This is a genomic window from Vibrio sp. 704, assembly GCF_033339295.1.
Map to the genome: position 1 here is coordinate 189,256 of NZ_JAWOUH010000001.1, position 12,450 is coordinate 201,705.

At 44.5% G+C, this 12,450-nt stretch carries 11 protein-coding genes; 7 read left to right on the forward strand and 4 right to left on the reverse strand.

From position 1 onward, the window contains the following. Window positions 1-209 precede the first annotated feature (209 nt). Window positions 210-863 (forward strand): GTP cyclohydrolase I FolE, encoded by a 654-nt coding sequence (gene folE, locus R7R24_RS00865; protein ID WP_005373478.1) that lies wholly within the window; start codon window positions 210-212, stop codon window positions 861-863. 45 nt (window positions 864-908) lie between these two features. On the opposite strand, the gene R7R24_RS00870 is transcribed toward folE, so the two are convergent. Further along, window positions 909-1,856 carry a TDT family transporter gene (locus tag R7R24_RS00870; RefSeq protein ID WP_017819907.1) on the reverse strand — a complete coding sequence of 316 codons (948 nt, stop codon included), beginning with the start codon at window positions 1,854-1,856 and terminating at the stop codon, window positions 909-911. A 261-nt stretch (window positions 1,857-2,117) separates the two neighbouring features. Then, complete coding sequence (clcA, locus tag R7R24_RS00875) at window positions 2,118-3,521, reverse strand: H(+)/Cl(-) exchange transporter ClcA (protein WP_005373473.1); 1,404 nt, start codon at window positions 3,519-3,521, stop codon at window positions 2,118-2,120. Window positions 3,522-3,991: 470 nt separating this feature from the next. Here clcA and R7R24_RS00880 point away from each other — a divergent pair, with 470 nt between their 5' ends. Continuing rightward, window positions 3,992-4,606, forward strand: coding sequence for a hypothetical protein (locus R7R24_RS00880; RefSeq protein ID WP_081008265.1), 615 nt, complete (start codon window positions 3,992-3,994; stop codon window positions 4,604-4,606). On the opposite strand, the gene R7R24_RS00885 is transcribed toward R7R24_RS00880, so the two are convergent. Beyond that, window positions 4,587-5,000, reverse strand: a complete 414-nt coding sequence (locus tag R7R24_RS00885; RefSeq protein ID WP_054577780.1) for a helix-turn-helix domain-containing protein — start codon at window positions 4,998-5,000, stop codon at window positions 4,587-4,589. The two genes, R7R24_RS00880 and R7R24_RS00885, sit on opposite strands and share 20 nt — an antisense overlap. Window positions 5,001-5,095: 95 nt before the next feature. On the opposite strand from R7R24_RS00885, the gene R7R24_RS00890 reads away from it, so the two are divergent. The 5 genes from R7R24_RS00890 (at window position 5,096) to R7R24_RS00910 (ending at window position 10,920) form a co-directional block, all read left to right on the forward strand. Then, window positions 5,096-6,004 (forward strand): aldo/keto reductase, encoded by a 909-nt coding sequence (locus R7R24_RS00890; protein WP_054577781.1) that lies wholly within the window; start codon window positions 5,096-5,098, stop codon window positions 6,002-6,004. Between the two features lie 367 nt (window positions 6,005-6,371). Further along, entirely contained in the window at window positions 6,372-7,376 is a 1,005-nt protein-coding gene (locus R7R24_RS00895; RefSeq protein WP_005373466.1) for a response regulator, read from the forward strand. Then, window positions 7,376-7,813, forward strand: coding sequence for a PAS domain-containing protein (locus R7R24_RS00900; protein ID WP_005373463.1), 438 nt, complete (start codon window positions 7,376-7,378; stop codon window positions 7,811-7,813). Before R7R24_RS00895 ends, R7R24_RS00900 begins: the two co-directional genes overlap by 1 nt. Before the next feature lie 86 nt (window positions 7,814-7,899). Further along, window positions 7,900-9,441: an NAD(P)H-hydrate dehydratase gene (locus tag R7R24_RS00905; protein ID WP_206946572.1), complete on the forward strand. Its 1,542-nt coding sequence runs from the start codon at window positions 7,900-7,902 to the stop codon at window positions 9,439-9,441. A gap of 435 nt (window positions 9,442-9,876) precedes the next feature. After that, complete coding sequence (locus R7R24_RS00910; RefSeq protein WP_206946570.1) at window positions 9,877-10,920, forward strand: GMP reductase; 1,044 nt, start codon at window positions 9,877-9,879, stop codon at window positions 10,918-10,920. Between the two features lie 146 nt (window positions 10,921-11,066). Here R7R24_RS00910 and R7R24_RS00915 read toward each other — a convergent pair whose 3' ends face one another. Further along, window positions 11,067-12,356 (reverse strand): linear amide C-N hydrolase, encoded by a 1,290-nt coding sequence (locus R7R24_RS00915; RefSeq protein WP_017635214.1) that lies wholly within the window; start codon window positions 12,354-12,356, stop codon window positions 11,067-11,069. Window positions 12,357-12,450 lie beyond the last annotated feature (94 nt).

Here is a 12,450-nt window from a genome sequence, read left to right on the forward strand (position 1 = left end):
TATGGGTGTAATTATTCAAAAATCCGAGTATCCTTGTCAGCCATCCAAAAGGGGTAAAAAACCTGCGGAGCTCAAGAAAATCAGCTCAGTACCTTCATCTGATGTGACTTGGTGTAAAGACACGAACTGAGCAACTCAAAGCGAAAAGTATGAATGCAATTTTGATTGGGTTTGTACGAAGGCTGAAGTAAAACAAAAGAGGAAGTGGAATGTCAGGTCTTAGCGAGTCAGCGAAGTTAGTAAAAGAAGCGCTAGAGCAACGCGGTTTGGAAACGCCAATGCGTCCAAACAACGTAAGTCGTGAAGAGAAGAAAGAGAAGATCGAACACCACATGCGTGAGATCTTAGGTCTACTTCAACTTGACCTCACTGACGATAGCCTAGAAGAAACCCCTCACCGCATTGCTAAGATGTACGTTGACGAAATCTTCTCTGGTCTGGATTACTCCAACTTTCCTAAAATCACGGTGATTGAGAACAAGATGAACGTGAGCGAGATGGTTCGCGTGAAGGACATCACAGTGACCAGTACTTGTGAACACCACCTTGTGACCATCGATGGCAAGGCTGCTGTGGCTTACATTCCACGTGGCAAGATCATTGGCCTGTCAAAGATCAACCGTATCGTTCGCTTCTTTGCCCAGCGTCCACAAGTTCAAGAGCGTATGACTCAGCAAATTCTTGTTGCACTTCAAACGCTGCTTGAGTCCGATGATGTGGCAGTGACGATTGACGCAACACACTACTGCGTGAAATCTCGCGGTGTGATGGATGCAACTAGCGAAACGACAACAACTGCATTGGGTGGCATCTTCAAGAGCAACCCAGCAACGCGTGCCGAATTTCTGCACGGTTTACGCTAGGTAACTAAGCAAGTTTCTAAGAGGATGGCAAACGCCATCCTTTTTTTATACTTGTTTAGAAAATGACTTCATGATTTCTGGCCAATACATTTTGACGTAACCTGCCGATACCCAAACAACCAATACAGTCGCGATACTGAGCTCTAGAAAACCAAAGTCGTGTAGCCAGTGCCAGTGAGGGTGCGATTCGGCGAAAAAAGAGGTCAAGCGATGCATTGCGATGGCGCTGATCACGGAAGGAAAGGTTACTGCCGCGATAGAAGGTTGAAACTTCAAGCGAAGTAAGCGGAAGTAACATAAGTAGATCAATAACGTCATAGTGATGGCGATCCCGGCCAATGCGCCTGTCAGTATCGGATCAGGCAAGGGAAAGTTCACCAAGTATGCTGCTAATGACAAGTTTACCGGCGCGGCCATAATCGCGAGGGTCGGTCTTGCTCGCCTTGGTAGAGAGCCGAAAAACACCAAACGATACAACACGAGTGGCAGCATGAAGAAATAAATGCCGATGCACATCATCGCTAACGTTTCGGAGAATAAGTTGTGACCTAGTTGAGAACCGGCTAGTGAACTACTGATCAGCCCCACCGGATAAAGAAACCAACTCGGTACGATATTGGACATTTTGAAGTTCATTAGCTGAAAGCTAAAAAACAGCACCATCATAGTAAAATGCAGCAAAAGCGCCATAAACCAAAGTGGATAAGCGATGATAGGCGCTACAGCGGCAAGATAATCTGCAAGGATCAGTAACGCCATACTCATTGGTGCCATTAAACTACCACTCAGCGGGTGACGAATGTCGACCATGAATAATCGTGGATTAGCGGCATATTTTATGAGTACAGGGGCGAGTAAAAGTGCGCCGAGTGACGCCAAAAATGGACGTATCGGTTCACCAATCTCAGGAACATAGAGTGCCCAAGCTTGCCCTAAACCTATCATACCTAGTGCCAACGCGGCTTGAGACGGCGGGACACTATAAAACTGCACAAGTCTTCTCCAGTTCAAATCTACTCCATTTGATTTTTGCCTGAATGAAACGAAACATGACGATTTGGATGAAATGCTCTATTTAAGTAGCGAATACTAACAAGTATGGAGAGGGGTTTCTCATGAAAGGTGGTGAGCAAATATCAGAGAATGATAATTTTGTGAGTTTGGTATCGAATATTTGGGAAAAGATGTAAAAATGCAGAGTTTATCGCTCCAAACCCTTCGATAGTCTGGAGCGAAGTGATAACAAAGAGAATGTTATGTTGATTGATTCTCCGGTAGATCCTGCTGGCGTAACTTTTCGTTTTTGATTGTACGATGCAGCAGCTGGCTGTAAATAGGTTGTCCACCCAACAATTGAGCAATAATCACAGCGCCCAAACAAGTAATGATCAATGGCAGGATTAAGTAGTAGTTATTCGTCATTTCAATCACTAACAGAATACCAGTAATCGGTGCACGTACCGTTGCAGCAAACAGGGCACCCATGCCCGCAATCGCAAATACACCAGGCTCGATATCAAGCGCAGGGAGCAAGACATCAGCACTTGCTCCGAACGCATAGCCAAATAAGGTTCCCAGAGCAAGCATAGGTGCAAAGATGCCTCCCGGCGCACCAGAACCAAAACAGAGCAGGGTTGTAATTACGCGACCAAAGAAAAGCAAAACTAAAATAGATACCGAGTAGTTACCGTTAGTAATGTCAGGAATAAGGCCGATACCACCACCAGTTAGTTGGGGTACGTACAAAAGAAGCAAGCCAAACACGCCTCCCAGTAACGAACCTACAATCAAGTAGCGCTTACGATCGTTTTTGTGAATTGCGACAAAACTGTCTTGTGCCACGGTAATTAGTTTATTGAAGATCACGCCAAACACGCCAAACAATGCGCCAAGCAATAAAAACAGCCATAGGGTTTGAAGCTCTGGCGACTGGTATTGCGGCATAGTGATAACGGCGTCTTGCCCGTTAATGGCGCGAAACACTATGTTCGCCATAATGGCAGAAATGATCACTGCGCGAATTGAGATCAAAGAGTAGCGAAACTGAGGTCGCATTTCCTCCACAACGAACATAATGCCTGCGAGAGGGGCATTAAAAGCCGCAGCCAAACCGCCAGCAGCACCAGAAGCGAGCAGGGAGTGGCGGGTATCGTCATCCTTTACGCGGAATATATCGGTCACCATTCGACCAACAGCGCCCCCCATTTGAACGGTTGGGCCTTCACGACCCAGCACCATACCTGAGCCAAGTGCGCCCATGCCGCCGAAGAATTTTACTGGTAGAACTCGCCACCAGCGCACTGGACGAATATTATCCATTGCCCCTTCGATTTCAGGAATACCAGAGCCTGCCGCTTCTGGCGCAAAGCGGTGCACAAGAAAATAGCCAATAAAAGCTAAAAGTGCGCTAATGAGAACCGCTGCCAGCCACAATGGTAGAACATTACCAATTTCGCTTCTTAACCATTCTGTTCGTGTTTCAGAAACGAAATGAACGGCAAGCTCGAAATACGTACCGACAAAACCAGCCAACGTACCCACAATGGCGGCCATAATGAGAACAGAAAATGGTGTTGACCCTCGAGAGACAAACTGGTTAATCGCATCTTTCGGTACGTGCGCCAACACAGATTTCACAATTCTCTCGCGTTTGGTCATTAACAAGCTCTCCTGTTGCTGGGGGAAGGGACGAAAGAAAGTATACGCTTCGCAGAGTCTAGACCTAATCAATAAAGATGCAATTTAGCTTTTCACTATTGAGTGTTCGAAGTGTCGCGATATTATTCATTCACTCAGATTGTGCTATTGCTCTCATAATTTAGGATAAAAAACTTGTTTTTTGAGAAAAATGAACCATGCTTTAATTGTAAAGCAACATGACTGCTTCAGAAGGAGGGATGTGAGGTTTTACACACAATTTGGATGGATTCAAACCCTACGGTAAGTCCTCGTTTTATGTTCGGGATGCATCAATAGACATCGCCGATTCGCACACTCACGATTGAGTAACGAGGTAGAGGCGCACGCACATGTGCGCCTTCTTAATTTCTGCGTTATAACTTTCATCACCATAACTTTCATCGCCACCTGCCACTATTTTTCTCTTGAACATTTTCTTGTAGTTAGTAATGTCTTGGTTCGATGTCAACCAACTAGAGCAGTGCATGCGCTTTTATCTTCGACTCTTACTTTCTTTATGTTGTTGTTCGGTAACGTTTCCGGCACTTTCAACGCCGAGCTGGTGGCAAGACACGTTGTCAGCAATGCCATATTCCAATCTAAAAGAACGTATAGAAAAAAGTGGAAGCTGGTATGGTTGCGAAGTGCAGTTGCGAGACAACTCAACGTTTATCAGCGCATTTTGTTTGGATGATTTTTCGTACTACCAGCAGCACTTGTATGGTGAAGTGGTTTTGAGAAGAGAAAGTGCTCAGTTCTCGTTTCTCACTGAATACGAGTGGCAGCGTCTGAATGACTTACTTCTCAACTTAAGAAAGGATGGGTTAGTTTTACGCAGAGTTACTATCGGACAAGAACACTATGATGTCGTTGAAGCTCTGGAAAAGAAATCTTCCGAGCTTGTCGATAAAGAAGTTATTTTGTTGATGAACCGCTATCCACAAGAAACGATTCGAAGTTTGCTTTGGGTAAAACCGGACGAGTTTCTGACGCCATCACCGTCCTTAAATGTGCACTTGCGCAGTGATGGCGAAATTATCGAGGTCAAAGTGACTCGTTTTTAGATTCTTTATGGAGAGATAGGAAGGTCGCCATTGCTGATTCATCCAAAAAACCATCCGATTTTTTGTGAGCGCGCAGGTATTGATAGCCTGCGATTAGCTTGCGGTGTAGCTCTTCTGCATCGTCTGACAACGGCTGACTCATAACGTGTTGAAAGGCAAGTTTGTACGCATCCATATCCACGACTTCAGCACGGCGATATAAATAACCACATCCCGTTGCTAACCATTCAAGAGAGCAATTGGCGCGCATTGCAATTTGATTTGCTTTAGTTAGGCTAGGTTCACTGCCTTTAAGGTATTTGCGTATTAAAGCTTCAGACACATCGACGCGTCGTGCGAACCCGCTGATGCTTTCTTCTCCGATCAGGGTGGCTAGGCGTTGGGCAAAAGACATATTTCGTACTCCAGTTCGAATTGCGAAAGTTTACCCGTTGAGCCGGTACGAAAACAAGACTACGATGAATGCAGATCAATTGAAGGAGAAAACCCATGGTTGCAAAAGTAGTAACTGCACCAAAAGGCCCAGAGTTCTCAGAGCTGGTTCAAGGATATTGGCGTGCAGTTGAGTGGGGAATGACGGCTCAAGAGCGTTTGTCATTTCTTAAGCAACACATTGAGTTAGGCATTACGACAGTCGATCACGCCGACATCTACGGTAATTACGAGTGTGAGGCGTTGTTTGGTGAAGCGTTAGCTTTAGACAAGAGTATTCGTGAGCAAATTCAGATCGTGACGAAATGCGACATCAATTTGTGTGGCGATAAAACGCCAGAGCGTAAGATCAATCACTACGACACGAGCTCAGCACATATCTACCAATCGGTGAATAACTCGCTAGAACGTTTGAATGTGGATGAAATCGACGTACTTTTAATTCATCGTCCTGACGTGTTAATGGATGCAGACGAGGTTGCAGAAGCATTTTCTGAGCTTCACAAAGTCGGCAAAGTGAAGCACTTTGGCGTGTCTAACTTCACTCCACGCCAGTTTGAACTGCTGCAATCTCGCTTAGGTAAGCCGTTGGTTACTAACCAAGTGGAAATCAACCCATTTAACTTTGAGGTTGCACACGATGGAACGCTTGATCAAATGCAAATGTTGCGAACGCGACCAATGGCTTGGTCTTGCCTCGGTGGTGGTTCAATTTTTAGTGGTGACAGTGAGCAAGCTGTTCGTGTCCGTAACGAATTAGAAGCAATTCGTGAAGAAGTGGGCGCAGCGAGTATTGACCAAGTAATTTATGCCTGGGTATGTCGTTTGCCATCTAACCCTATTCCAATCATTGGCTCTGGTAAAATCGAGCGTGTGCAAACTGCAGTTAATGCATTGAACATAGAACTTACTCGAGAGCAATGGTATCGCGTATGGGTGGCTTCTAAAGGTCATGGTGTGCCATAGAATTGATATCTTATCGATGAAATTATTATTAAAGGCATCCTCTAGTAGGGTGCCTTTTTAGTTTTAGCGCGTTACTGTTTACCCATTATGGAAATGGAAAGAATGAAATTCGAGCAAAAATGGGCTTTGGATGTTAGCTGCAACTTTTTGCTTACTTTGGGTGGAGGAGTTTTACCCATGTTTGTTTTATGTCACTAAACAGCGAATGTGATGCTTGCTTTTTAGTCATTTTGTTCACTCATTCATTCATATTGCGTATGCTTATCGAATAATAAAGAAATAAAAAACTCGTCAGTTTTCTCGTATTACATGCTGTAACAATCTGTTAGACTCCGGCGCAGATTGTGGAATATAAAAAGGTGATTGAATGTCTTTTCCCGTACTCATCTGTGATGATTCAGCGTTAGCACGCAAACAGATGGCGAGATCACTACCAGCCACATTGAATGCCGATATTACGTTTGCTATCCACGGAAAAAACGCGCTAGAAGAACTCGAAAAAAACGAGTTTAAATTGATGTTTCTTGATTTGACCATGCCAGAAATGGATGGCTTTGAAACACTAGAGCACATGCAACGGTTGGGGGATAAAACTCCGGTGGTTGTGGTGTCGGGGGATATCCAACCTAAAGCGAAAGAGCGCGTGTTCGCACTGGGTGCAAAAGCGTTTATTCAAAAACCGATCGCCAAAGATGAACTCAAGAAGGCGCTTAAAGAGTTGGTCGAGCCAGAACCTCGTCCTCAAATTATCACGCCTGTCTCTATTGAGTTACCGATTTTACGTCGTCGCGATATTTACATGGAAGTGGCTAACGTTTCAATTGGTCGAGCAGCCGATGCATTGGCGCGTCACTTTGATGTGTTTGTGCAACTACCTCTGCCGAACGTCAATATCTTTGAAGTGAGCGAACTTCACATGGCCCTACGCGACTTGGCGTCGCATGACAACGTATCGGGTGTTTGTCAGGGATTTTGTGGCGAAGGTATTGCTGGCGAAGCGCTAGTGATTTTGAGTGATTCAAGCGTATCTGATCTCAAAAAGTTGATGAAAGTACCAGCAGACAGCGAAGAGCTAGAAGAGCTTGAGCTGCTAATGGATATTTCTAATATTTTGGTGGGGTCGTTCTTAAATGGTTTAGGCGAGCAGTCTGAAGTCCGATTCTTCCAAAGTCCACCAGTACTCCTTGGTCAGCATATCTCAATTGACTCGATCATTGAATCTACAACTGGAGCATTCAGCCGCACGATGACATTCGAAGTGAGCTACAACATTGAAGGAACGTCGATTCGTTGTGACTTGTTGTTTATGTTTGTGGACGAATCCTTGCCGCTGCTTGATAACAAACTGTCTTATCTAATGGAGGAGTTCTAATGTTGAATATGCCAGCAGAGTTTGAACAATTCCATTGGATGGTGGATATGGTACAAAACGTTGACATGGGCTTAGTGGTCATTGATCGAGATTACAATGTACAGGTCTGGAATGGGTTTATGACTCATCACAGTGGTTTGCAGTCTCATGATGCGATAGGTCGTTCTATATTTGATATCTTCCCTGAAATCCCACAGGAGTGGTTTAAATTAAAAACAAAACCAGTGTATGACCTAGGCTGTCGCAGCTTCATCACATGGCGACAACGACCTTACTTATTCTGCTGTCGCAATGTTCGACCAGTTACGCAGCAAGCGGAGTTTATGTACCAGAATGTTACGTTGAACCCAATGCGCACACCGACTGGAAAAATCAACTCGTTGTTTTTGTCTATACAAGACGCGACGGCTGAAGCTCTGATGTCTCAGAATCAATAGCGATAAAAAACTTTCTCAAAAGCCAAGGTCCGCCTTGGCTTTTTTGTATACTTATAATTGTGTTTCCCAATGCGTAGAACGTGAATATGGACTTTAATCTCGCCCTAAAACTCTACACCGCAGAGCAAGTAAAAAACGGTGAAACGCTGGCTGCGCAAATGGCTGGTGTTTCTATGTATAGCTTAATGCAACGCGCTGGTATGGCCGTGTATGAGCGCTTTTTACATCTGTATCCTAAATCAAAAAATATCTTAGTGATTTGCGGTAAAGGGAATAACGGTGGCGATGGTTACGTATTTGCATCTCTTGCGAAACAAGCTCAACTCAATGTACATGTTTTCCAAATTGGTGATGTATCTGTGCTAAAAGGTGATGCTTTGCGCGCATACCAAGACTGGCAGTCAATCGACGGTGTTAACAATGATTGGGATGAATGGAATACCGCATTGCTAGAAGCAGATGTGATCATCGATGCCATGTTAGGCACTGGTTTAAGCGGTGAGGTTCGTTCGGAGTATCGTCGCTATATTGACCAAATTAATCAAATTCATACCCCTGTGATTGCAGTCGACGTTCCTTCTGGTCTGTGTGCTAATACAGGTGCAGTTTTAGGTGATGCTATTCGTGCCGAGCATACTGTAACCTTCATTGGGGTTAAACAAGGCTTATGCACTGGACAAGCGAGAGATCGCGTTGGCGAGCTCTACTTTTGTGGTTTAGGCGTCAATACTAAGTTTGATACTATCGAAGTAGAAAGTGCATTAGGTATTGATCATCAGGTTGTTTCAAGATTAATGCTCAAGCCAAATCCAACGGTCCATAAAGGTGACAACGGGAAGTTGCTTTGTGTTGGTGGCAATCAAGGGATGTCTGGAGCGATTCGTTTATGTTCCTCCGCTGCGATTAGAGCCGGAGCGGGTTTAACTGCCGCAATTACTCACACGAGTAGCCTTATTCCACTGCAGGTTGGTTGCCCAGAAGTAATGAGCCAGAGCATCACCGCTGACTTACTCAGTGATACTGAGAACGACTTAACTAAACGCATTCGCTGGGCTGACGTATTAGTGTTTGGTCCTGGCTTTGGAGATGATGAGTGGGCTTATCAAGCCTATCAATATCTGGCTCAAGAGCAGAAACCTAAAGTTGTTGATGCTGATGGCCTCAATATTCTAGCGATGCTGAGCCAGCGGTGCGATGGCACTCTGGTTTGCGACAACCATCGAGTGATCACGCCGCATCCTGGAGAGGCAGCTCGACTACTAAATGTAACCATTCAACAAATAGAAAGTGACCGATACTCTGCGGCAAGACAACTGCAAGAGCGTTATGGCGGTGTAGTGGTTTTAAAAGGCGCGGGGACGCTTATTTACGATGGAACGAGAATGTACGTCTGTCTAGCGGGTAACGCCGGAATGGCGACGGGGGGAATGGGAGATGTGTTATCTGGAGTCATTGGTGCATTACTAGCCAAAGGTTTACCAATTTCTGTTGCCGCACGTTTAGGTGTGGTACTTCACAGTCATGCTGCTGATATAAACGTGAGTCAGAATGGTCAAATTGGTCTTTTGGCAAGTGATGTCGTTAGCACTCTTCGTTCCGCTATCACCCAAGAGCTCTATCGAGTTTAATTAGATTTCATGCATTTTTGAGAAAATTGGTCGATTTTTTTGAGTACTTTTTTACGAATTAGCAGGGCATCTTAGTATTAGGTGATTGAGTTTTAGGCAGATTTGAGAGGTGATGCGTTTTAATTTTTAAGATATGACGCAAAGGTTTGCGCAATGGGTTAACTTAAGTGCTTTCTCAAGTTGTTGATAGTTATAAATAATAAGAGGTTTTGGTGACTTGGGGAGCGTTTTTGATATGCGATTTTCAAGATGGTATCACAAAAAAAATTCAAATATCAGACTTGTAGGAAATAAATCACAGCCTATAATGCTGAAAACCGGAGCGTCTGCCAACGCTCCGGTTTTTTGTGTCCGAAGAACAGTGAACTCGTCTGCCAACGAAATCACTACGCACTCTGAAATGACACATATACATATGAATCAAGGAATTACACAATGCGTATCGAACAAGAACTTAAGTTAGGTTTTAAAGATGTACTGTTTCGCCCGAAACGTTCTACCCTTAAGAGCCGTTCTCAAGTAAATTTAACCCGCGATTTTACATTCAAGCATAGTGGTCGTCAATGGTCTGGTGTGCCAGTAATCGCAGCAAACATGGATTCGGTTGGTAGCTTTGCAATGGCTAAAGCCCTAGCTGAGCATGGTGTAATGACCGCTGTTCACAAACATTACACGGTAGAAGATTGGGCTGAGTTTGCTAAATCAGCAGATAAAGTAACCATGAATAACGTTATGGTGTCTACGGGAACATCTGATGCAGACTTCCAAAAAACCAAAGACATCATGGCGCTTTCAGATGAATTTATTTTCATTTGTATCGACATTGCAAATGGTTACTCAGAGCATTTGGTCGAGTATGTTGAACGCGTGCGAGCAGAGTTCCCAGACAAGGTCATTTCTGCAGGCAACGTGGTTACTGGTGATATGTGTGAAGAGCTAATCCTAGCTGGTGCAGACATCGTTAAAGTGGGTATCGGCCCAGGCTCTGTATGTACAACTCGTGTAAAAACGGGTGTTGGTTACCCGCAGCTTTCTGCAATCATCGAGTGTGGTGATGCAGCGCACGGCCTTGGTGGCATGATCGTCGGTGACGGTGGCTGTTCTTGTGCGGGTGACGTAGCGAAAGCATTCGGTGGTGGCGCGGATTTCGTAATGCTAGGTGGGATGCTAGCGGGTCACGAAGAGTCAGGCGGCGAAGTGATCGAGAAAGACGGCGAGAAGTTCATGAAATTCTATGGCATGTCGTCGAAGAGCGCGATGGACAAGCACTCAGGTGGTGTCGCTGGCTACCGTGCGGCCGAAGGTAAAACCATATTATTGCCATACCGTGGTAGCGTTCACGGCACTATTCAAGACATCCTTGGCGGCGTTCGCTCAACTTGTACATACGTGGGTGCAGCAAAGCTTAAAGAGCTAACCAAGCGTACTACATTCATCCGCGTTCAAGAACAAGAGAACAACGTGTTCGGTAAAGAGTAAATCGACTGAATGTAACAAGTGTAAAAGCAACCATACGTTATATCTATAGCAGATAAAACTATACTATATGCAGCTATGAGCCAGAGTGAGATTGATTTCTTACTCTGGCTTTTTGCTTCTCATTTGTTTGCGCTTCAAAATTAACTCTAAGCGATTTTAATAGTTGGTCGAGATTCGACTTGTTCAAACGGTAATGATGTTGTAACAGGCATGAGCTGTAAAACGCTTGAAATCTGACAGTCTCTATTTAACCCAATATAGTCTTTGACATTAGCGACTCGCCAAGTCATGTCTCCGTAAGTACGCAGATAGAACGCGGGTGATTGATGACTGTTATGTCTAATAACGCTCCATTGGGTAATATCACTAAAAAAGACTTCAGGGTTATCGGATGTCTCAAACTCATTCGCCATGATGCCCAAAGGTATATCAACGCGATTAAGTAGCTTTTGTCCGAGTGAGAAGGCTTCGTCGAAGTTAGTTGGTTGTTCGCTTAACTGCTTAATTGCATAGGTTTGTACAAATCGAGACGGCGGTGTTGGGTCGGCGGGTAGACCCATCAAGCCAGCGCCATTGATTGATTGAAGTGGGCCAGGCACTTGGACATGACGTTGCATGGTTGCTTCATTGTTCGGTTCTGGGTTGTAGTTGCGCAAATTGGAAAAATAAGAGAGGTGATTGACATGCCAATGGTAATTTGGGCAGTTAGTCATTACTCCAACGTAGGAGTGGTCCACAACCACTTTATAATCATCAAAGTCGTATTCGGTACATTGATAGCGTGCTTGCTGATTTTCCTCTTTGCTGAACATATCGCTTTCTTTGAATGCTCGATAGATATGCATATTACCGTTAAGAAACTCAATGACGGCACTGTCATTATTTGCATCGTGAATCACGAAATGCTGGTCCAAAGCCATGTTGTCACTCTCTGTTTCACCAGTTGAAATAGTCGAGTTAAACACGTAAACGGGGTGGGTGGTGAAGTAGGTCACCATCTCGTCCACAGTATTAAACGTAGACAAGATAAAAGTACCAAACAGGCCGCTGCCTAATGCAAAGGCATCATCAGGGATGTGAGAGGTCGATACATTTTGATTGAGAATGGGCAAGTACAGTGACCCAACAGAAAGGCCAGATTCATTAATGCCATCAGCTGTTAAAAGAGGGTTATTATACCGGGTAATGGCATTGCAGTGTATGAAGCTCAACTCTCCCTGCCAATTTGCTCGAAACTCACATTCTTTACTGTGACGTTTTGGCGGCTGACCATTGAAAACACGGTCGGCTTTTCCGTCGGAAGTAAAGGTCGTAATTTGGTAAGTTTGTTGGGCTCTAAACCAAATCTCGGTCTGAAGGTTAACTGCAAACTCCATGGTTCTAGCGGATAAGGTTTGGTTGTTGCAACCATAATTGATATTAACATCTGTACACATAGCCATGCTTTCCGTTGTTTATCTTGAATGATGAATATCCAAGAAACCCTCTGAATCAAATGCTTAGAGATTACGTGGATATAGATGAATTGCG

Coding starts and splice junctions, on each gene's coding strand:
- folE (WP_005373478.1), top strand. CDS start 210: ATGTCAGGTCTTAGCGAGTCAGCGAAGTTAGTAAAAGAAGCGCTAGAG.
- clcA (WP_005373473.1), bottom strand. CDS start 3,521: ATGACCAAACGCGAGAGAATTGTGAAATCTGTGTTGGCGCACGTACCG.
- R7R24_RS00880 (WP_081008265.1), top strand. CDS start 3,992: ATGTCTTGGTTCGATGTCAACCAACTAGAGCAGTGCATGCGCTTTTAT.
- R7R24_RS00885 (WP_054577780.1), bottom strand. CDS start 5,000: ATGTCTTTTGCCCAACGCCTAGCCACCCTGATCGGAGAAGAAAGCATC.
- R7R24_RS00890 (WP_054577781.1), top strand. CDS start 5,096: ATGGTTGCAAAAGTAGTAACTGCACCAAAAGGCCCAGAGTTCTCAGAG.
- R7R24_RS00895 (WP_005373466.1), top strand. CDS start 6,372: ATGTCTTTTCCCGTACTCATCTGTGATGATTCAGCGTTAGCACGCAAA.
- R7R24_RS00900 (WP_005373463.1), top strand. CDS start 7,376: ATGTTGAATATGCCAGCAGAGTTTGAACAATTCCATTGGATGGTGGAT.
- R7R24_RS00905 (WP_206946572.1), top strand. CDS start 7,900: ATGGACTTTAATCTCGCCCTAAAACTCTACACCGCAGAGCAAGTAAAA.
- R7R24_RS00910 (WP_206946570.1), top strand. CDS start 9,877: ATGCGTATCGAACAAGAACTTAAGTTAGGTTTTAAAGATGTACTGTTT.
- R7R24_RS00915 (WP_017635214.1), bottom strand. CDS start 12,356: ATGTGTACAGATGTTAATATCAATTATGGTTGCAACAACCAAACCTTA.